This window comes from Flavobacterium sp. C4GT6, assembly GCF_036347315.1.
Lineage (GTDB): Bacteria > Bacteroidota > Bacteroidia > Flavobacteriales > Flavobacteriaceae > Flavobacterium.
The window spans coordinates 80,422-101,714 of sequence record NZ_JAZGZU010000001.1; the positions used below are offsets into that span (position 1 = coordinate 80,422).

General features: G+C 41.8%; 15 protein-coding genes. 8 read left to right on the plus strand and 7 right to left on the minus strand.

The window, feature by feature from the left end:
* The first annotated feature begins 319 nt into the window (after window positions 1–319).
* The 7 genes from V3Z67_RS17440 to V3Z67_RS00340 all read left to right on the plus strand — a co-directional run bounded on the left by V3Z67_RS17440 (window position 320) and on the right by V3Z67_RS00340 (window position 11,920).
* Window positions 320–646: a DUF6660 family protein gene (locus V3Z67_RS17440; RefSeq protein WP_442902251.1), complete on the plus strand. Its 327-nt coding sequence runs from the start codon at window positions 320–322 to the stop codon at window positions 644–646.
* Between the two features lie 85 nt (window positions 647–731).
* Window positions 732–5,072, plus strand: coding sequence for a CusA/CzcA family heavy metal efflux RND transporter (locus tag V3Z67_RS00315; RefSeq protein ID WP_330441437.1), 4,341 nt, complete (start codon window positions 732–734; stop codon window positions 5,070–5,072).
* 10 nt (window positions 5,073–5,082) lie between these two features.
* Entirely contained in the window at window positions 5,083–6,426 is a 1,344-nt protein-coding gene (locus V3Z67_RS00320; RefSeq protein WP_330441438.1) for an efflux RND transporter periplasmic adaptor subunit, read from the plus strand.
* Between the two features lie 17 nt (window positions 6,427–6,443).
* On the plus strand, window positions 6,444–8,360 hold the full coding sequence (locus V3Z67_RS00325) for a heavy metal translocating P-type ATPase (RefSeq protein WP_330441439.1): 1,917 nt from the start codon (window positions 6,444–6,446) through the stop codon (window positions 8,358–8,360).
* A 331-nt stretch (window positions 8,361–8,691) separates the two neighbouring features.
* A complete protein-coding gene (locus V3Z67_RS00330; protein ID WP_330441440.1) occupies window positions 8,692–9,567 on the plus strand; it encodes a phosphatase PAP2 family protein in 876 nt (291 codons plus the stop codon).
* Window positions 9,554–11,074: a phosphoethanolamine--lipid A transferase EptA gene (eptA, locus tag V3Z67_RS00335; RefSeq protein ID WP_330441441.1), complete on the plus strand. Its 1,521-nt coding sequence runs from the start codon at window positions 9,554–9,556 to the stop codon at window positions 11,072–11,074. The genes V3Z67_RS00330 and eptA overlap by 14 nt, the downstream gene beginning before the upstream one ends.
* Window positions 11,075–11,176: 102 nt before the next feature.
* A complete protein-coding gene (locus V3Z67_RS00340) occupies window positions 11,177–11,920 on the plus strand; it encodes a COG4705 family protein (protein WP_330441442.1) in 744 nt (247 codons plus the stop codon).
* Window positions 11,921–11,995: 75 nt separating this feature from the next.
* Here the strand turns inward: V3Z67_RS00340 and porY are convergent, their stop codons facing one another.
* Together porY and V3Z67_RS00350 are read right to left on the minus strand one after the other, a co-directional pair.
* Window positions 11,996–13,267: a sensor histidine kinase gene (gene porY, locus V3Z67_RS00345; RefSeq protein WP_330441443.1), complete on the minus strand. Its 1,272-nt coding sequence runs from the start codon at window positions 13,265–13,267 to the stop codon at window positions 11,996–11,998.
* On the minus strand, window positions 13,264–13,941 hold the full coding sequence (locus V3Z67_RS00350; RefSeq protein ID WP_330441444.1) for a response regulator transcription factor: 678 nt from the start codon (window positions 13,939–13,941) through the stop codon (window positions 13,264–13,266). The genes porY and V3Z67_RS00350 overlap by 4 nt, the downstream gene beginning before the upstream one ends.
* 135 nt (window positions 13,942–14,076) lie before the next feature.
* On the opposite strand from V3Z67_RS00350, the gene V3Z67_RS00355 reads away from it, so the two are divergent.
* Entirely contained in the window at window positions 14,077–14,553 is a 477-nt protein-coding gene (locus tag V3Z67_RS00355; protein ID WP_330441445.1) for a PepSY-like domain-containing protein, read from the plus strand.
* A gap of 99 nt (window positions 14,554–14,652) precedes the next feature.
* On the opposite strand, the gene V3Z67_RS00360 is transcribed toward V3Z67_RS00355, so the two are convergent.
* The 5 genes from V3Z67_RS00360 to V3Z67_RS00380 all read right to left on the minus strand — a co-directional run bounded on the left by V3Z67_RS00360 (window position 14,653) and on the right by V3Z67_RS00380 (window position 21,292).
* The gene (locus tag V3Z67_RS00360) at window positions 14,653–15,093 is read right to left on the minus strand and encodes a hypothetical protein (RefSeq protein ID WP_330441446.1); all 441 of its coding nucleotides are present in this window, start codon (window positions 15,091–15,093) and stop codon (window positions 14,653–14,655) included.
* 2 nt (window positions 15,094–15,095) lie between these two features.
* Window positions 15,096–15,863, minus strand: a complete 768-nt coding sequence (locus V3Z67_RS00365; RefSeq protein WP_330441447.1) for a phosphatase PAP2 family protein — start codon at window positions 15,861–15,863, stop codon at window positions 15,096–15,098.
* A 98-nt stretch (window positions 15,864–15,961) separates the two neighbouring features.
* Window positions 15,962–16,840, minus strand: a complete 879-nt coding sequence (locus V3Z67_RS00370) for a diacylglycerol/lipid kinase family protein (protein ID WP_330441448.1) — start codon at window positions 16,838–16,840, stop codon at window positions 15,962–15,964.
* Window positions 16,841–16,842: 2 nt separating this feature from the next.
* Window positions 16,843–18,801 (minus strand): LTA synthase family protein, encoded by a 1,959-nt coding sequence (locus V3Z67_RS00375; RefSeq protein WP_330441449.1) that lies wholly within the window; start codon window positions 18,799–18,801, stop codon window positions 16,843–16,845.
* A gap of 67 nt (window positions 18,802–18,868) precedes the next feature.
* Entirely contained in the window at window positions 18,869–21,292 is a 2,424-nt protein-coding gene (locus V3Z67_RS00380) for a TonB-dependent receptor domain-containing protein (RefSeq protein WP_330441450.1), read from the minus strand.
* Window position 21,293: the final 1 nt, after the last annotated feature.

The following is a 21,293-nucleotide window of genomic DNA, read 5'->3' on the forward strand; positions in this document are numbered from 1 at the left end:
TATCATTTACCGATACAGAAATTAGCAAGCCTTGATATTGCTGAATTTCGGGCTTTCGAGGTACAATAGGGATACAGTTTTTATCTAAATATCGACAAACATCACAAATAAACCATTTGTTTGATTTTCAAAGACATACCGGCGAAGGGTTGCTGGTTAGGTCACAAATATAAAATATTTTGGATTGGAAATGGGCAAATTTGCTAATTTTTGGTGGTGTTTAAAAACCTATCAAATAGGGGAGGTACAATCAGTTTCTATTTCGGGTAATTTTGTTTAAGGATGATATATTGAAATTTATTTTCTATTTTTACAAACGATGCAGAAAACAAGGCAAATATTTATCAAGTTTTTATCAGTTTATTTACTGGTGCTTATGGTATTGCCTTGCAGTGACGCCCATGCTTCTCTTGGCAACACACACTCAATGCAATTGAGCCAACAGGCAGACAATGACCATCATGATATGGAAATTTGTACACCCTTTTGCGTTTGCAGCAGTTGTGTTGTAGGTATAGTATTACAACCTGTGACGCAGTTTTGTATTTTTATTTCTGAATTACCTTCTGCTTTAATTCCAAGCTTCTACCAATCGGTAAAGTCCGATTTTCATGGCTCCATCTGGCAGCCACCCCAATTAGTTTAATGATTTTGCCGGCGATGAGCCGGGTTATGCCGCATGCTTGTTTGCGGCGAGTAATTAATTAAATTATTATACTAATGCATTATCAATGTTAGATAAGATCATTCATTTTAGCATCAACAATAAGTTTATTGTTGCTTTATCCACTTTGGTATTGGTTGTAGTGGGCACATACTCATTGTATAACCTTCCAATCGATGCCTTGCCTGATATTACAAATAATCAGGTACAAATTATTACCAGTTCTCCAACACTTGCAACCCAAGAGGTTGAACAACTTATTTCTTACCCTATTGAGCAATCCGTAAAGTCGATACCCAAGATAGTAGAACTTCGCTCCATAAGCCGCTTTGGGCTAAGCGTGGTGACCGTTGTTTTTGAAGAAAATGTAGATATATATTGGGCCAGGGCGCAAATATCAGAACGTATTAAGGAGGCAGAGGATATTATACCCAACAGCCTCGGGAGACCGGAAATGTCCCCTATAAGTACAGGTCTTGGTGAAATTTACCAGTATGTAGTTTTTCCAGAAAAAGGTTATGAGGATAAGTATGATGCGACCCAATTGCGCACCATACAGGACTGGATCATAAAACCACAATTAACCGGGACACCCGGGGTGGCAGAGGTAAATACCCTTGGCGGCCTGCTCAAGCAATATGAGATAGCTGTGCAGCCGGACCGCCTAAAGAGCATGAATACGACGGTTGCCGAAATTTTCGAAGCGCTGGAAGCCAATAACGAAAACACAGGTGGAGCCTATATTGATAAGAAGCCTTATGCCTATTTTATCAGGGGTATCGGTATGGTAGGCAGCATTGATGACATCAATAAGATCGTCATAAAGAATGTCAACGGTATCCCTATCCTGATCAGGGATGTGGCAAAAGTCCAGATTGGCAGCAGCATCCGCTATGGGGCAGTTACCAAAGACGGTAAGGGCGAGGAAGTCAGCGGATTTGTGATGATGCTCAAAGGCGAGAACAGCGGTGTGGTCGTTGAGCGTGTGAAGGAAAAGATGGAGCAGATTAAAAGAACCTTGCCGGAAGGCGTTACTGTTGAAGCATTTATCGACAGGACGGTAATGGTCGACAATGCCATCGGCACTGTCCGGACGAACCTGATAGAAGGCGCCCTGATCGTGATCTTCATATTGGTGCTGCTGCTGGGTAACTGGCGTGCAGGCCTGGTAGTTGCGTCTGTTATTCCACTTGCACTTCTGTTTGCCATCTCGATGATGAAATTATTCGGTGTGAGTGGTAACCTGATGAGCCTCGGGGCGATCGATTTTGGTATTATTGTCGATGGTGCAGTCATTATTGTGGAAGCGATAATACACAGGCTCGAGGTCCGTAAAAAACAAAATCTGACGGCTGCCGAGATGAATGAGGAAGTCTATACGGCTGCCTCGAAAATCCGTAGCAGCGCCGCTTTTGGGGAAATCATCATACTGATAGTTTACCTGCCCATATTAGCCCTTGTAGGGGTGGAAGGAAAAATGTTCGGCCCTATGGCGCAGACCGTGTCCTTCGCCATCCTCGGCGCCTTTATCCTTTCGCTTACCTATGTCCCGATGATGAGCGCGTTGGTACTCAAGAAGGAAACCGGGCATAAACCGAATTTCAGTGACAAGATCATTTCTTCAATTTACAATGTTTACCGCCCCCTTCTGGATAAGTCGCTGAAGCTAAAGGGCATGATACTGGGACTCTCAATAGCAATATTTGCCATGGCACTTTTAGTATTTAATTCCCTGGGAGGCGAGTTTATACCCACCCTTGATGAAGGCGATGTGGCCACACACCTGATAATAGCTTCCGGAAGCTCTCTTTCGCAGGAAATTGAGGCCACTACGAAAGCAGAAAAAATATTACGGGATAAATTCCCCGAAATAAAAATGGTCGTCACCAAGATAGGCAGCGCGGAAATCCCGACGGACCCTATGCCCATTGAGGCAGGTGACATGATCATCATACTCAAAGACAAGGATGAGTGGACCTCCGCAGAGACCAAAGAAGAGCTCATGGAAAAAATGGAGGAAGCCCTGGAGGAGATACCGGGGGCTACCACGGAATTTTCACAACCGGTACAGATGCGTATGAATGAGCTTATGACCGGGGTAAGGAGCGATGTGGCCATCAAGATATTCGGGGAGGATATCGATATGCTGGTCAGTAAAGGCGACGAAGTTACCGAGATGATCAAAGGCATACCCGGGGTCGCCGATGCAAAGGCAGAGCGGGTGGCAGGCTTACCCCAGATCACAATACGCTATAACAAGGACAAGCTGGCGCTTTACGGGCTTAATGTAGGGGACCTGAACAGGGTAATCCGCATGGGTTTTGCAGGGGAAAAAGCCGGTATTGTATATGAAGGCGAGAAGCGTTTTGACCTGGTCGTAAGGCTGGAGGAAGAAAGCAGGCAGGATATCAGCAACCTTAAATCGCTGTACGTTACCCTGCCGTCAGGCAGCCAGATCCCTTTGGAGCAGGTAGCCGACATCAAATATGAGGAAGGGCCGATGCAGATCAGCAGGGAAGACGGTAGGAGGAGAATCGTAATCGGATTTAATGTCCGTGGGGCAGATGTTGAATCGGTTGTGAACAAAATACAGGATAAGCTCGAGACAAGCCTTAAGCTGCCTACCGGTTATTACATCACGTACGGAGGGCAGTTTGAGAACCTTGTGGAGGCTAACAAACGCCTGATGATTGCCGTGCCTGCGGCTCTAGCACTGATTTTCGTACTGCTGTACTTTACGTTTAAATCTGTGAAGCAATCCATCCTGATCTTTACCGCAATACCCCTTTCGGCGATAGGCGGCGTGTTTGCGCTGTGGCTGAGAGGTATGCCGTTCAGTATTTCCGCTGGTGTCGGGTTTATAGCCCTGTTCGGTGTGGCGGTATTGAATGGTATCGTACTGATTGCCTATTTTAACCAACTTAAATCCGAAGGCATGACTGATATTTTCAAACGCATCCATGAAGGCACGAAGGCGAGGCTAAGGCCTGTAATCCTTACCGCATCGGTGGCGTCCCTGGGCTTTTTGCCAATGGCGCTGAGTACGGGTGCGGGTGCTGAGGTGCAGAAACCCTTGGCAACGGTTGTAATCGGGGGGCTCATCACGGCGACACTGCTAACCCTTGTAGTGCTGCCGATACTTTATTACTATTTTGAGAAGGGATTTGGATACAAACCAAAAATCGGGGGTGTGGCCATTATAGCGCTGATGTTCTCGATCTCGGGCAACGCCCAGACGGCAAAGAGCCTTGATGTGAATTCAGCAATCACCACAGCAGTACAGAATAATAAGGGCGTCCAGTCTTCAGTATTGGAGAGCCGTATGCAGTCACAGCTCAAGGGAACCGCTTTTGATTTGCCTAAGACTGAAGTTAGCGGGACCTTCGGCCAGGTGAACACCGCCGCCCAGGATAAATATATCAGTATTTCCCAGACGTTCAGCCCCTTCCAGTTTGGGGCGCGGAGGAAACTGCTGAATGAGACCGCCGCTGCTTCGGAACTGCGCGTTGCGGTCACAAAGCAGGAGCTGTCCTACAGGGTACGGCAATCATGGAACGCCATGCTTTATTATACAGAGCTCAATAAGATACTTCAGGAGCAAAACGGCTATATGCAGAAATTTGTACGGGCAGCCAACCTGAAGTTCCGGACAGGGGAGACGGGATCCCTTGAAAACACCACGGCAATTGCCAAACAGCAGGAACTGCAACAGCAGATCAAGCAAAACGAGGCCATGATAAAACTAGAGCATTCCAGGATGCGGATCCTGCTGAACCTTGAAGCAGACTTCACTATTACCGATACAACCTTCATTCCGCTTGTGGCTATCGCCGTACGCGATTCGGCTCTCGTGAAGCAAAATGCCAATGTACAGCTCGCACTGCAGGAGCTGGAAGTAGCCAAAGCCGGGTCAAGGGTGGAGCGTTCTGTCCTGATGCCTGATTTTACGGTAGGTTATTTTATCCAGTCCATGCGCGGCGTGCAGGATGTCAATGGTTCGCCGTTCACCTACGACAGCTCCCTGCAATTTCAGGGATTTTCGGTAGGCATCGGGATACCTATCTTCGCAGGGAGCGGGTCAGCCAGGATCAGGGCTGCCAAGACCAATGTTGAAGTGCAGCAGATGAACGCAGATTACCTCCAGGCACAATTACAGGGTGAGTTCCAGCAGCAGCTGGAACAGCTCAGCACTTTTGAATCGCTGATAAACTACTATAATACTACCGCATTGCCTAATGCGGATACTATCGTCAATAATTCGACAAAGGCATACATGAATGGCGATATATCCTATGTTGAATATATGCAGGGCCTGGAAACAGCCCTGGATATAAGGAGGAGCTATATCAATGCGGTGAACAACCATAACCAGGCGGTGATCTACCTTCAATTTCTATTAAACCTATAATCTGACTATAATGAAAAATATAAAGCTTAAACATATACTGTATATTATTTTGGGGCTGTCAGCCGTGCTTGCCTTCGATTACTTCCTGCTGAGCAATACCATGGAAGGCGATGCCCACAACCATGAGCACGAACAGGAAGAAAAGAAGCAGGAAAGCGGTGAAAAGGAGGCGTCTGCCATTAAGGAAGTCGAGCTCAATGAGGCGCAGTTCACAGCTTCCTCAATCGAGCTCGGGACATTTTCATTGAAAAACCTCAGCGAAGTTGTCAATGCCAACGGCTATACAAAACTTCCCCCGCAAAACCAGGCGGACGTCTCAGTGCACATGACAGGTATCGTCAAGTCCATTAACGTCATAGAAGGGCAGTTCGTAAAGAAAGGGCAGGTGCTGGCGACCCTTGAGAGCCCTGAATTTGCGCAGCTGCAGGAAGCTTACCTGACTTCCAAAAGCAACCTGGAGTTCCTAAAGCTTGAATACGACAGGCAGAAGATACTCAGTGAGGAAAACGTAAATTCCAAGAAAGTGTTCCAACGCACCAAATCTGATTATGATATCGAGAAAGCGCGGCTGGCTTCCCTTGACAGGCAGCTGTCAGTGCTGAACCTCAGTAAGTCATCGGCCACATCGGTAATGTCACTTACCTCACCTTTATCAGGCTACGTTACGCAAGTGAACGTCAAACTCGGCAGCAATGCGGAAGTTGGCAAGCCGCTGTTCACAGTCGTGGATAATACCAAGCTCCATGTAGACCTTCTTGTGTATGAGAAGGACCTCCAAAAGGTAAAAGAGGGGCAAAACATCAGGTTCGTGCTGACCAACCAGGACAATACCGAAATAATAGGCAAGGTATTCAATGTGAGCAAGTCCTTTGAAAACGATACCAAGTCGGTTGCCGTACATGCGGAGATACTGAACCCGACCAAGTCACTTATATCGGGGATGTATATCAATGCGCTTATCGATGTGGGCACACGCCAGGTGGAAGCGCTACCAGCCGATGCCGTTATAAGGGCTGACGGCAGGGAGTACATCTTTGTCCTGGAAGAAGGGCATGAGGAACCCCCTCATGATAAGCAGGAAGGCCACAGCCACGATGACGGGCATGGGCACGACCACGACCACGGCGCCCAGGAGGGCCACGCTCATGATGACGGCCACGAGCATAAAGAACCGGAAGGCAAAACCTACCATTTTCAGCGTATTGAGGTCAAGACAGGAACAAGCCAGTTGGGTTATGTCCAGGTGACAATCCTGCAGGATATTGAAAAAGATGCCAAAATCGTGCTCAAAGGCGCTTATTATATCCAAAGCCACCTGCTTAAGAGCGAAGGAGGCGGAGGCCACCAACACTAATCACAAAATTATACACTATGAATAACGACAATGCTTCAATTACACAGGGCTCGACCGCAAAAATTGTGGAAGACAATGAGGGCTGGAAAGGGCACTGGCCGTTGCTTTTGGCAATAGCCATTCTTTTTGTAATGCTTACACTGGAATATGGTTTCGACTATATTCCGGTATTTCCTTATAATTTTATCATTTATGCTATAGCTTATTTGTTATCAGGATATAATGTACTTTTTTTAGCCTGGCGTAAGGCAAAAAGATTTGATTTCTTCAATGAGTTTTTTCTTATGAGCATTGCTACCTTAGGTGCATTTGCTATCGGATCCTACAGTGAAGGGGTAGCTGTTATGGCTTTTTACTCCATAGGGGAGTGGTTCCAGGACAGTGCGGTAAATAAAGCTAAACGCAGTATCAAGGCACTGCTTGATGTTCGACCGGAGGAAGTAACAGTAATCCGTGGCAATAAGACAGAAGTTATTCATCCTAAAGAGGTAAAGGTTGGTGAGGTTATACAGGTGAAGCCGGGGGAGAAAGTTGCCCTGGATGGTGAGCTGGTATCTGATAAAGCCTCGTTTAACACAGCAGCCCTGACGGGTGAGAGTAAGCCTGATACTAAGCAAAAAGGTGAGAGGATTTTTGCTGGGATGATAAATCTCAATACAGTGGCTGAAGTAAAGGTTACAGCTTTGTTTCAGGACAGCAAGCTCAGCCGGATACTGGAAATGGTGCAGGATGCTACCTCACGGAAATCACAGACACAGCTTTTCATAAGCCGTTTTGCTAAGGTGTATACGCCCATTGTTTTTGCATTAGCTTTGCTTGTCTGCCTGGTCCCTTACTTGGTTGTAGAGGACTATATTTTTGAGGTTTGGTTCTATCGCGCACTTGTCTTTCTTGTTATCAGCTGTCCGTGCGCCTTAGTGGTCTCTATCCCATTAGGCTATTTTGGAGGGATCGGCCTTGCTTCACGAAAAGGTATCTTGTTTAAGGGTTCTAATTTTCTAGATGTAATGACGGAGGTTGATGTTGTAGTAATGGATAAAACAGGGACATTGACCGAAGGCATTTTTAAAGTACAGGAAGTTGTAGCTCAGGGTGTGACGGAAAACGAACTGCTTAAATTGGCGGCTGTCTTGGAAAGCCAATCAACACATCCTATCGGACTGGCGGTAGTGGAATACGCCGGTAAGGAAGCTTTGCACAACATCTCGATCTCAAATGTAGAGGAGATTTCCGGGCATGGGCTCAAAGGCATCGTCGATGGGAAAGAAGTCCTTGCAGGCAACACAAAACTGATGAAGAAATTTAATATTGATTACCCGCATAGTGTAGATGCAAAAGTATATACCATAGTTGTGGTAGCTATTGATAATCAATACAGCGGGTACATTACTATAGCTGATCAAATAAAGGAGGATGCACCAGTAGTTATAACTGAATTGCATAACTTGGGTATGCAGACGGTTATGCTCTCCGGAGATAAAGAGGCTGTGGTTAAAAAGGTTGCAAAGGAAATCGGGATTGACAATGCTTATGGAGACCTGCTTCCGGAAGGTAAGGTTGAAAAGGTTCAGGAATTAAAAGACCAGGGTAAACGGATAGCTTTTGTGGGTGACGGGGTTAACGATGCACCTGTTGTGGCACTCGCTGATGCCGGTATTGCCATGGGAGGACTTGGTAGCGATGCCACAATAGAGACAGCTGATATCGTAATACAGAATGATAAGCCTTCCAAAATAGTCACCGCTATTCGTGCCGGAAAGCTAACAAAGAAGATCGTTTGGCAGAACATAATTTTAGCAATGACAGTTAAAGTGATTGTTTTAGGACTTGGTGCAGGAGGAGTTGCCAATTTGTGGGAGGCTGTTATTGCCGATGTAGGTGTTGCACTGCTTGCTATACTGAATGCAGTAAGAATACAGAAGTCTGACATTTAGACATTTCCTTTAAATATAAAGTTGAGAAATAAATACAGGCTAGTATTTTCACTGTAAAATCAATTGTAATGGATACTTTAAGTTATTGGTTAATTTGATAAAGAAGATAGATTTTACAATGTTTTCTGTGACAGTCCACTTTTTAGTATGAAACCCAAAATGGCAGTCAGGTACAAAAGTGGTATTGTCACAAAAATTATTCGATCTTCCATAGTTATTCTCAAAGGAAAAGACCGAAAAGCGTCATGTGTTTTTTCTTATAACAATGATACTTCAGTAAATAATCAGAATCCTTACTGAACTTCGCCTTAAAACAGGTAAAAACTGAACTTTGAAGCGAAAAGGTGTAGAATTAAACAATGCAAAGACGACTACGGGATTAGAATTAAAAGTACATAATAATTTTTTAAAAATTGTGCCTGCGTATTTCCTGCTTCCCATATTTTTTTTAATCATTATATTCCTGTATCTCTTTATTAGGGATGCATTAAATGTTCATGCTTATATCAATATTCAGAAAGAGCAATTCTTTAGTTTAAATGCTATGCTGTCCCAATTCCCGTCCACCCAGTACAACCTAACACAGTTTGGGGATCCCCTAATTTTTTTATCGTTGTTGTCAATTTTAATTATCCGTAGCCCCAAGATTTGGGAATGCCTGATATCCGCACTTCTTGTCTGCGCATTACTTTCCTATTCATTAAAAAGAATATTTGCAGTACCCAGGCCTGCAGCTGCATTTCCTGACAATAGTTTCGTCATCATTGGGAAAACCCTATTAGGAAACACAAGCCTGCCATCAGGACACTCTATTACAATATTTGCTGTCCTTACTGTTTTATTGTACGCGTTTCTACCCAAGAGAAAGAGTTCAAAAATCATATGGGTTGTTTTTGTATTTACTTTGGGGGTAATTTTAATATTTACAAGGGTTGGAGTAGGTGCACACTATCCCCTTGATGTCATTTCAGGTGCTATAATCGGTTATTTATCAGGTATTTTAGGGGTATTCATCAGCAGGGAAAATAATATTTTAGGATGGGTTAAAATCAAAAAATATTATCCGATAGTATTTATTTTATTTCTAATTTGTTGCATCTTTTTGACTGTCAAGATTGCCAGAGAAAATTTAGTGATTTTCTATTTCGCTTTCATTAGTTTAGCCGTTACAACCTTTAAAATAGTACACATGTATGTTAAAAAATAGTATTGGGATAACGAATTTTGTTTTGCTTATGAGCGTGCTAATGTTCCTGCTGTTCCATCTTCCGTTTTACAGGTATGTTTTTGGCAATATTGATTATACGGGCTTTCACGGAATACTGCTTATTATTAGTTTAATGCTTCTTATGCTGTTGGCCAATGCTTTTGCACTGTATCTGATATTTTCGCTTTCACGTATTGTCGGGAAATTTTTATTAGGCCTGTTTTTTATGCTGAATGCTGTGGCGGTATACTTTGTAATGACCTATAATGTCATAATTGATGAAAGCATGATCGGGAATCTGCTAAATACCAATTACGAAGAATCAAGCAGCTTCTTTTCCTTTACTTTGGTACTTTATGTCCTTATACTGGGAATCATACCGTGTATTTATATCATAAAGGTGCGCATTGTATCCGTAAGCTGGAAACGTTTCCTGAAAACTTCCTCGCTAGCCCTTTTATTCATGCTGGTATTGGTCTTTGCCAATGCAAGTAACTGGCTTTGGATCGATAAAAATTCAAAGCGGTTGGGAGGGCTGGCAATGCCTTGGTCATATACGGTTAATACATCGTTGTTTTACATCCATAAATATCAAAAAAACAGGAAGGAGATTTTACTTCCGGATGCCACTATAGCAGATAATGAAAAATCAGTAGTAGTCCTGGTCATAGGTGAATCAGCAAGGAGTGGGAACTTCTCATTATACGGCTACGGTAAAGATACGAATCCCCTGCTTTCAAAAGAGGACAACCTCTATCACTTTAACGCTACATCATGTGCCACTTATACGACAGCAGGGGTGAAGTGTATTTTGGAGCATACAGACTCCAACCAATTATATGAGATTTTACCCAACTACTTGTACAGGAATGATGTTGAGGTTGTATGGAGGACAACCAACTGGGGTGAACCGCCGGTTCACATAAAAAACTACCAAAGAAGAGAAGATCTAAAACCCGGTTGCACAGGCCCCGGCTGTGACTATGATGAAGTTTTGCTGACCGGCCTGAAGGAACAGATACTCGCGAGCACTAAAAACAAAATTCTGATTGTACTGCACACCAGTACAAGCCACGGGCCAACTTACAGCAAGAAGTATCCGCCGCAGTTCGAAGCTTTTACTCCGGTATGTAACAGTGTTGAATTGGGCAATTGTTCCCATGAAGAACTGATTAATGCCTACGATAACACAATTCTTTACACGGATTTTATATTGAGCAGGATAATTGAGAATCTGAAGACACTTAATGGATATAAAAGTACCATGATTTTTGTTTCAGATCACGGTGAGTCGCTTGGTGAGAAAAACCTGTATATGCATGGCATGCCCATGAGTTTAGCACCTAAGGAGCAGTATGAAGTCCCTTTTATCGTATGGGTTTCTGATAGCTCTCAAAAGCTCAAACCGGAAACTACCTTGTCACAAAACCATGTTTTTCATAGTGTGCTGCATTTTCTTAACGTCCAGACTCCTGTTTATAATGAAGGTATGAACATCTTTGAATAAGGAGTAATAGAAATTTCTATTACTTTAATCAGGTCTTTGCAGGCAATAAAATTCAGAATTTCTCCCAATTCTGATGTTAGATTCGTTGAAAAATAGACCGTCATGAAAAAATTACCTGAAATTACACTGGCCTTCTGGATTATGAAGATATGTGCAACCACCCTTGGAGAGACTGCCGGGGATATGTTTTCAATGACGATTAACATAGGTTATGGAATAAGTTCGATGATGTTAATTAGCTTCTTCATAATAACACTTATGTTTCAGCTGTTTTCAAAGCAGTACCGCCCGGCGGTGTACTGGTCGGTAATACTGGCGACAAGCACGGCCGGTACAACCGTTTCCGATTATATAGACCGTTCCCTGCAGTTGGGCTATGCAAAAGGGGCATTGTTGCTGGTCACTTTGCTTTTTATAATATTGCTGGTATGGAAGAAAGTCGAAAATAACCTTTCCGTTGAATCCGTTACCACACGAAGGGCAGAAATATTTTACTGGACAGCTATCCTGGTTTCCAACACTCTAGGGACGGCACTTGGGGATTATCTGGCAGATGATAGCGGTTTGGGTTTTTTAGGAGGAGCAATTCTTATTTCATCACTAATTGCAGGGATAGTGCTGTTGTATTATTTTACAAAAATTTCTAGGGTAGTGTTATTCTGGGCTGCCTTTATCCTAACGAGGCCTTTTGGAGCCACTTTTGGAGATCTATTGACTAAACCAGTAGAGAAAGGTGGGTTTGATTTGGGTACGATAGGCTCTTCCTCTGTGCTGTTTACACTATTACTTGTTCTGGTCATTATTCAGATTTTAAACAATGACTCAAAAACCGGACAGTTAAGCTAGTTTTACGACTGTATGAGCCTGTTGTTATTTCGATTGGTACTCTACTAATGATGAGGTAAGCTTAGCCGTTCTGTTCTATTGAATTACAATTTCAAATACATGCCTTCCCTTTATATGTCTGTATTGTATTGCCCACTGGTTCAGTTCACATATCTTCTTAACAATGGCAAGGCCCAGGCCCCAGCTTTCTTTTCTTTGTGAATTTTTATAAAATCTCTGATACATATGTTCTTCGGGAATAGCCGGATTTTTTGAAGTATTCGAAACGGTAAGGGAGTTCCCTAAGAAGGTAATCAATATTTCACCTTCTGTATTGTTGTGTATAAAGGCATTTTTTATCAGGTTGGTAACGAGTAGTTCCGCCAGCACGAGATTCGCTTTTATCGTAACATTTTTACTGATCATGACTGATACGGAAAGTTTCATCTCATCCTGTTGTTCCTCAAAAAGTAACAGTATATCATCTACCAGTTCCCTTACCCAGATGGTCTGCCTTTCGGGGAACTGTCCGTTTTCGATTTTTGAAAGCAGTAACAGGGTTTTGTTTAGCCGGGACATACGCTGATTAACATTGATCAGTACCGTTATCAGTCCTGACTGGTGCGCTGTAAGGTCCGCATCGCTTGCCAGTTCCTCAAGTTTATTCTGGCTTACGGCTATAGGGGTTAGAAGTTCATGGGAAGCATTTTCTATAAATGTTTTCTGATTTGCAAAAGATTCCTGTGCCCGTGCGGTCAGATCGGAAATGGCCTTGTTGAGAATGGTAAATTCCTGTATTTTGGAATCTACCGGTATGTACTGTAAAGATTTGTCCACTTCAAAATTCCTGAGCCGTTGTAAAGTGATATGAAAAGGTATAAATATTCTCTTGGACAGGACTAGCGATGATAGGTAGAAAACAACCACAATTATTACAAAAACCAATATGAGTGCCACTACCACACTTTGAACCACATCGTCTTTTTCAACCAGAGAGAGTACTATATCTATCCTGTAGTTTACATTATTTATTTTTTGCAGTGCAGAGAGCTTTCGGTACATATAAGATTCATCATCTGATTTGTCAGTAATCAGGGTATCCCTGAACACCTGGTATTCGGGGATATTCTCATCAACAGGTTGTATAAAATAATCAGATAAGGCCAGCTGGGTTAAGGGTAGTGGTTCTTCTGTCGCCTGAAATAGGCGTACTATTCTTTTCTTTTTATTTATCAGTAATTCATCGGTACTTTCATTAGCGCCCAACTGAAGAAATCGTAGAAAGACCCAAAAACTTACAAGAAGCAAGAAGGTAAAAATAAGCAGATAACTTAGTGAGGTAAGGGTGAGCAGCCGTATTGTTTTCATATTTCAGCAATTTGGTATCCCACGCCGTAAATATTTCTGATCTGTATAGCAGCCTGCCCCTGCCTGAGTTTCTTTTTCAGGTTTTTCAGGTGTTGGAAGAGAAAATCAAAGGAGTCCGTATTATCAATACTGTCTCCCCATATATATTCTGCCAGTGCATTCTTTGTAATTACCCTGTTTTTGTTGGCAATCAGATGCAACAGTATATCGTATTCCTTTTTAGTGAGGTTCAGCAGCGATTCTCCTGCCACGACCTTCCTTTCATTCAATTCGATGGACAGGCTGCCAAAGCAAAGCAGATTGGGGGCGTCAAATTTCCTGCGCCTAATTACAGCCTGTATCCTGGCACTTAGTTCTGAGAGATGGAAGGGTTTGGTAAGGTAATCATCAGCCCCCAGGTTTAATCCCTTTACCTTGTCGGTAACCGAATTTCGTGCGGATACAACAATTACACCGTTATTTCTGTCCATCTTCTGCAGGTCCTCCAGAAGCTGAAGGCCGCTTGCATCGGGAAGGTTTATATCGAGCAGGATACAATCGTATTCGTACAAATACACTTTTTCTGAGGCTTCCTGGTAGGTCGTAGCCACATCAGCAGATATTTTTTCCTGTTCTGAAAAGGTGAGAAACCCGGATATGAGGTCTTTTTCGTCTTCTACTATTAATATTTTCATAGGCTTAAATTAGCTTGGAATTTACCGCTCAATTCTGAATATTTTCTGAATACTTTTTTTTTACCCAAGCTGCCCAATTTTTAGTATTTAATCAGAATCACGTAGTAGCTTTGGAATAACATTAAACATATAATTATGAAAAGATATCTTATTATCGGTACCCTGGCCCTGACCACGCTATCGGTAACAGCCCAGGAAAAAAAGGTTCAGGTACCGCAGGCGGTACAATCCGCATTTACCAAAAAGTTCCCGGGGGCTAAAAAAGTAGAATGGTCAAAAGAGAAAGCGGATGAATATGAGGCCGAGTTTAAGTCCGGTGGGACCGAACAATCCGCCAACTTTGACACCAACGGAAAATGGCTGGAAACCGAAACTGAAATAAAAGTTGCCCAGTTACCGGCAAGCGTTGTAAAAGCTATTTCGGCCAAGTATCCCGGCTATAAAATTGAAGAAGCAGAGATGACGGAAAAACCGGGTAGTGTATCCTTTTATGAGGTGACAGTTGAAAAAGGGGAGACCTCATACGAAGTTCAGTTATCAGGAGACGGTAAAATCATCGGTGAGAAAAGGGAAAAAGAGCATGAGGATAACGATGATGAGGACAATGATTAGTACTTTTTTGGGTTATGTTTTTTTGAGGCGGCCGGAAATATTTCCAGTCGCCTTTTCTATTTAATACCAGCCACAATTCATATAATTTCCGGCATTAGCCTAAAAGCGGGACAGCACCAATTTTTCCGGATGTTGCGTATCTTCGTTCAACAACTCAATTTTTTCCATGCTGCGCGCCATTATATGATAATGATGCCCAAGTTTTTCAAGCCGATGTGGGGCATATGCCGTAAACAGCAAATCCATTCCTATGTCAGCGGCAGGCGCATCGTCTGTACCATCAACGCTGTAGACATCCCATTTTCCTTTATATCGTTTTTCGTGGTTGCTTATCGTAAAAGTAAAGTCAGTATTGAAATGCAATACGTACTGACTATAATCATCATCTGCTTTCCCATCGGTAACCGCCATGTGCCAGAGACCTTTGGTAAAGTCTTCCCTGAATTGCGGATAGGTTATAAAGGAATGCCTTTTATTGTTGTTTGTACATGAGATTATACCTACGGAAGCGAAAAGAAAGAGTAGGGTTGTTGTTTTCATAATCAAAATGTTTTAGCAAAGCTCACACCGGCCATTTTTCCGTCATAAAAAGGCATGATGAAGGCAGATGATTTATTTTCACGGGATTTTCCGTTAAACAGTACATTGGTAAGCCAGGGGTTGATCCAGTAGGCGATTTTAGTGCTCAGGATGCCTATTCCCGCCCCGGCCGCTATATCGGTAAACCAGTGCCTGTTGTTGTATACCCTGAAAAGGCCGGTACCGGTGGCCACGGCATATCCCGCTATCCCATACCATACGGACTGGTCCTTGTATTCCTGGTAAAGGAGTTCAGCACCGGCAAAAGCTGTTGCGGTATGGCCCGATGGAAAGGAATTAAAAGAGGTACCGTCCGGGCGTTGTACCTTGGTGATTGATTTCAAACTAAAAACAGTCACCGACATTATTGTAAAGGACGTTGTAAAGAGTACGGCACGGTCCCTTAAGTTGTGTTTTGCCTTAATACCCAGGGCATCCAGTGCAAATACAGAGGCAGCCGGTGCCCACTGGCCAAAATCGTCAACAGTGGTCTTATCGTCAATGTGCTCCTGCACTTCTTCGCGAATTTCGCTGTTAAAGCTTTTTAGCTGGTCACTTTCCAGCCCGACCAGGCCATAACCGATGAGGACACCGGGAATTATCAACTGTTTGTAGTTAAAGGTAAGGTTGGATGTGGTGTCCTTTGCAATGGAATCGGCAACCGATAGGTTTTGCGCCCATAAGCTACCCATACAGAAGTATAGCGCTAATAAAACAACGGATTTTTTCATTTTTAGGAGAATTTTGAATTAGCGTAGTTCTACTTCATTTGAGTCAGTTATTTTAGCGGCAAGATCAGTATGGATTTTGAATTTTTTCTGAACTTTGACTACACTACAACTTTTAAGGCAGCACGAAGGATTTCTATATTAATTTTATTTGTTTTTAAACTATGATATTCGCCGTCAATTTGTATATCTGTATAAATTCTTTCGGGCTGATGTATAAAAAGAGACTGCATACGCAAAGACTGAGCTTTGTTGAACTTTGGGAACGAGCGGTTCAATACATGAAGTCCCAGTAAAAGTTTTTGTACAAAGGACAATCTAGGAATAACAACAAGATCGAGATAACTGTCGTTTAGTTTTGCCTGAGGTGTAAGGCTCATTCCATATCCCATTTCATTACTGTTTGAAACAAAAAGCATTAGCGGGTTTATTTCATTTTCTATATTATCTATACGTACAATAGTTCGATAATATCTGAACGAAAGGGAGGCTTTTAATGCGGCTGATATATAAGCCAATAATTTTCTGGAACCTCCCTGCTCATATTTTTTTATTATTTCTGCATCAATACCAAGTCCGGTATTACTGAAAAAATAGTGTCCGTTGACATGACCGCAATCTATTTCAAGGGCCTCCATGGCCTTAAGTTTCGTTAGTATTTGTGTAAGGGAACCCTGTATACCCAAATTGGAAGCAAGGCCATTGCCTGATCCCATAGGAATAATACCTAAAAGTACCCTTGTGCCTACAATAGCAGAGGCTACTTCATTTACGGTACCGTCACCACCACAGGCAATAAGGCAGTGTGCACCTTCATTTATTGCATTTAAAGCAATTTCGTGTGCATGGCCTTTTCTTTCGGTATAGCTTACCGCTATTTTATACTGTTCTGAAGGGAAAAGATTTAATAGTTCAGTCTGTTCTAAAGTATTATGACCTTTCCCCGAAATAGGATTAACTATAAAATGAAGATATTTCACTATTACTGCAGTAGTTTATTGTTATACAGATAATCTGCTGTCTGGTACCAGGAAATGGTTTCGTTAAGGAAATCATTATTCATACCGATAGGTTTTAGTTCATTGGTTTTCTTGTTCCAGCTATAAAAATCCTGTTTCTTTTGGTCTGACAGCACCATTACTTTATCCTTTTTCATCAGGACAAGTTTTCTATAGGTACCCAATAACGAACGTTCTTCAAAATCATTACAAAGTACATCTCTTCCAAAGAAGTCTGACTCATAGTTCCAGTGAAATAAAGTGAACAGGGTAGGGAATAAGTCAATTTGCGAGCATTGTTTGTTGATTTTAATACTACTGGTTTCATCAAAATTTACGATAAAAGCAGGTATGTGATAATTGCCCACATCAATGGCATCCTTACCGGCACTGCTGGCGCAGTGATCGGCTACAATTACAAATACTGTATTTTTAAACCATGGTTTTTTAGAAGCCTGTTCAAAAAGTTGTCTCAATGCATAGTCAGTATACTTAACGGCTCCGGCTCTTCCTGTACCTGATGGAATATCAACTTTCCCGGATGGATAGGTATATGGCCTGTGATTAGAGGTAGTCATTACGAAATTGAAGAAAGGCTGTTTCTTTTTGTATTGCTCATCTGCAACCGATAGCATCTTATTAAAGATATCCTCATCACAAATTCCCCAGGCATTTTCAAAAGTAACTTCCTCATCGGTTATGTTATGACGTACCGTCTGGATTTTGTCGCTTAAAACACTTCCTCTGCCACGGTCGTAAATAGAGAAGCCATTTCCACCGAAATAGGCATTCATATTATCAAAATAACCATCACCACCGTAAAAGAAATTACAGTCGTAGCCTTTAGAACCAAATACATTCCTTATAGTGTACAGCCCTGAGTTTTCGGGACGTTTTACAATACTTCTTCCCGGTGTGGGCGGAATACATAAGGTAACAGCTTCCATACCCCTAACCGTTCGGGTACCTGTAGCATAAAGGTTTTCAAAAAAGATGCTTTTTTGAGCCAGACTATCAAGGAAAGGAGTAAGGTTTTCGTCATTACCAAACTCTTTCATAAAACTACCACTAAGGCTTTCTACCAGTATAAATACAACGTTTTTCTTTTCTGAAGATGCCACGCTGTCCGTGATGGTCCGATGTATGGAATGGCTACTGTCTTTAAAACTACAGTTAGTGCTTTTTAACTTCTCCTCAACTATACCTAATGCTTTGTTCTGGTCTATACTTGTATAGAAGTCGGTATATTTCATTTGGTTGTTTCTGAAGGCAGCAAAGAATGAATACACCCCATTTTTTGAAATTTCGGAGTTATACCTGTTTTCAGACCATTCTGCGGAAGAATTAGTAATAAAGAAACCGTAAAAAAGTGTCAGTATCATTACACTACTCAATACAGTAATACGTTGTCTGGTGGTAACCTTACTTGTAAATGTTAGTGCAAACCCCTTTGTTTTATAAAAAATGAAGAGGATAACCGAAGTTAAAATTATAATTCCGCCAATTAGTAACGGCAGGGGATATGATTCATTTATGTTGGCTACAACCTCATGAGTATAAATAAGATAATCTACAGCTATAAAGTTAAAACGCCTTGAGAATTCTTCCCAAAAGGTGATTTCTGCAAAGAATGAGAATGTGAAAATAAACACATTAAGGCCAACAAAAAACCACACTATAGCCTTATCGACTATACTGCCTATCCATTTATTAGGTAACAGGGCAAAGTATAATGCGGGTAATAGGGAAATAAATGCTGCACTGCCTATGTCAAAAAATAAGCCTGTAAGCAATGTGCGTAGCAAATCGGTAAAGCCCCATGATACTTCGTTATGTTCCCATACAAAAAAGGTAAAACGCAATAGTAATGAAACGGTTAGGAACCATAGAACAAAATGTGCAAGAAGTGTGAATCTTCCTGTCCTGCTAATTTTTTTGCACATATATAAACGTGTTTTTCAGACAAAATTCCACACCAATTTTGAAGAAATTTAGAATTTTTGACCAGGGCTAGAATTTATAATTGTACCCTACACGAATTACCTGTGTTTCGTAGTAATCATTGCTCGAATAACTAAAACCGTTACCCTGAACTGTTTTTCTTATCACAAGGGTACCGAAGAGATCGGTAGCATTAACATATAGTTCACCACGCCCTTTCTGAATCGCTTTTTTAAGGCCTGCATCAATTGAAAACCTTGATAGTGTGCGTCCCTGCGGTACAATATCGGGAGCCAGATAGACCATACTTACCTGTCCGCTCAGGTTATTTTTAAACTTAAGCATGCTGTTCCATTTTACATTACCCGATGTCACCTGCTGTTTCTCCGATGCATATGTGGTAGGAGATGGATACAATATATTAGCTGTAAAAGGGTCGATAGTGTTTTGATAGAGCGTAGCATTCAAGTTAAAGGTATACCAAGAGGTAATTTCCTTAGAAAGAATGATTTCCGATCCCATCATTCGGCTTTTACCTGCATTTTCAAAAACATTATAAATAATAGTATTTTCAGGAACCGTTGTGGCAATCCTTGTAATTGTACCGTCTATGAACTTACTGTACAGGGAAGCAAAGAAGTATCCGCCACTAATGTGTGCCTTATAACCCAATTCAACCGAGTTGGTATACTGGGGGCGCAATCCTGGGTTACCTACCTTAATAATCTCGGCATCATCATATTTTGGAAATATCCTTATGTCTACCTCATTAGGCCGGTCTACCCTTCGGTTGTAAAAAAGGGAAAGTTTATGGTTGTTGTTTATTTTATATCCGAACCGTAAAGAAGGAAAAGGCTGAAAATAATGGTAGCCGTCAGTTTTGTAAACAGGATGGTTGGGATTCACCTCATATTCCAGATCGAGATATTCTAAACGTACACCTGCCTCAGCTTCAATTTTTTCGGTTTCATATACATAGTTGCCATATACGGCAGGAATTGTTTCCTCATAATCTGCCTTACCTCCGGCATCTGCATCTATAACCGAGTTGGTTCCCGGATAAAACTGCATGTCGGTAGGGATTACCCTGTTCCTGAATTTGAAACCTGTTTCAAGACGTCCCTGCTTTAAAGGTCTGGTATAATCAATATTAAGGTCAACCACATTTTCATCAGATAATAATTTAAAAGCATCAGTACCGGTAAAATCAGGCATTATATTATCAAAAAAATACTTCTCATCTTCCCTGTGAAAGGTATAGTTCAACCCTGCATTGAGTATATGTCCCGGCTGGCTGAATTTATGCTGATAACTTACCGATCCCATAACCGTGGTCTTAACCTCGTCCTCCAGAAATTTCCAAAACCTTAAGCGTTCACTGTAATCGCCATTAAAAAATGGTTCTTCACCATGATCGAGTATTTTTTCACGTCCGTACATTACTGACATTGATAAGGTATTGTTAGGATTATATTCCCAATCAATACCACTTTTTAATGTAGTAAAACGGGTGTCCCTGTTACGTTTTGTCTGTTGATTAACTATCGTGCCATCATCATACGTACGAGTTACAAACTCGTTCTTATTAAGTGTTTCGGTATACAGGTAATCTCCCTGTACATAAAAGTTTATCTTTTCCTTTCTGTAATTTAATGCCAGTGAAGGGTTGATTTTGGGTGTAAGGCTGTATTGCGGAGTCATATCCGGCAGATTGGATTTTCGTTCCCATAAGGCGCCATAGCCTCCTGCCAATCCTGCTTTACCCAATAAGCCTTCGCTTTTATTTTTTTTGTAGACAATATTTATTATTCCTGCATTACCATTGGCATCATATTTTGCAGACGGATTTTCTATAATTTCTATTTTATCAATTGCCGAAGCCGGGATGTTATCCAGTCCATATTGGCTGTTAAAACCTGTAAGGGCTGTATGTTTTCCGTCTATTAACACCATTACCTTATCATTTCCCCTTAATTCCAGCTTGCCGTTATTTACCGTGACTCCGGGAAGGTTTTGCATCGCCTGTAAGACGGAGCCGCCCGCTTGTGTAACATTGTCTCCAACAGAAAACACTTTCTTATCCATTTTTTCTGATACGGCATCCTGTTTTTTATCAATAATTACTTCATTAAGAGTTGAACTTTCCTGCTGTAACATAGTTTCTCCCAAATCCTGATAATCACTTAATGTCCCTACGTAGACTTCAGTTACGGATTTAGCATACCCAATACTGCTGATTTCCAGATTGTATTTTCCTGATGGGATATCCTTTAGCGTATAGACTCCGGTTTCCGAACTCAATGTTCCTCCTATAACCTTATTATCTTTTTGTGTTGTAATTATTACATTAACATAGGGAATAGGACCCTGAGAATCGGCGACGGTTCCCGAAAGGGTCACTTTTTTACCCTGTGCAAACCCGGGTAGGCTTAAAAACAGTAAACAGATTAATAGTACTTGTTTAATGTATTGATAAACGTTTTTCTTTTTCACA

Excerpts from the sequence above, each read along its gene's own strand:
- eptA (WP_330441441.1), top strand. The coding sequence starts at position 9,554 with ATGTTAAAAAATAGTATTGGGATAACGAATTTTGTTTTGCTTATGAGC.
- V3Z67_RS00365 (WP_330441447.1), bottom strand. The coding sequence starts at position 15,863 with ATGAAAAAATCCGTTGTTTTATTAGCGCTATACTTCTGTATGGGTAGC.
- V3Z67_RS00375 (WP_330441449.1), bottom strand. The coding sequence starts at position 18,801 with ATGTGCAAAAAAATTAGCAGGACAGGAAGATTCACACTTCTTGCACAT.
- V3Z67_RS00355 (WP_330441445.1), top strand. The coding sequence starts at position 14,077 with ATGAAAAGATATCTTATTATCGGTACCCTGGCCCTGACCACGCTATCG.
- V3Z67_RS00325 (WP_330441439.1), top strand. The coding sequence starts at position 6,444 with ATGAATAACGACAATGCTTCAATTACACAGGGCTCGACCGCAAAAATT.
- V3Z67_RS00340 (WP_330441442.1), top strand. The coding sequence starts at position 11,177 with ATGAAAAAATTACCTGAAATTACACTGGCCTTCTGGATTATGAAGATA.
- V3Z67_RS00350 (WP_330441444.1), bottom strand. The coding sequence starts at position 13,941 with ATGAAAATATTAATAGTAGAAGACGAAAAAGACCTCATATCCGGGTTT.
- V3Z67_RS00360 (WP_330441446.1), bottom strand. The coding sequence starts at position 15,093 with ATGAAAACAACAACCCTACTCTTTCTTTTCGCTTCCGTAGGTATAATC.
- porY (WP_330441443.1), bottom strand. The coding sequence starts at position 13,267 with ATGAAAACAATACGGCTGCTCACCCTTACCTCACTAAGTTATCTGCTT.
- V3Z67_RS00315 (WP_330441437.1), top strand. The coding sequence starts at position 732 with ATGTTAGATAAGATCATTCATTTTAGCATCAACAATAAGTTTATTGTT.
- V3Z67_RS17440 (WP_442902251.1), top strand. The coding sequence starts at position 320 with ATGCAGAAAACAAGGCAAATATTTATCAAGTTTTTATCAGTTTATTTA.
- V3Z67_RS00320 (WP_330441438.1), top strand. The coding sequence starts at position 5,083 with ATGAAAAATATAAAGCTTAAACATATACTGTATATTATTTTGGGGCTG.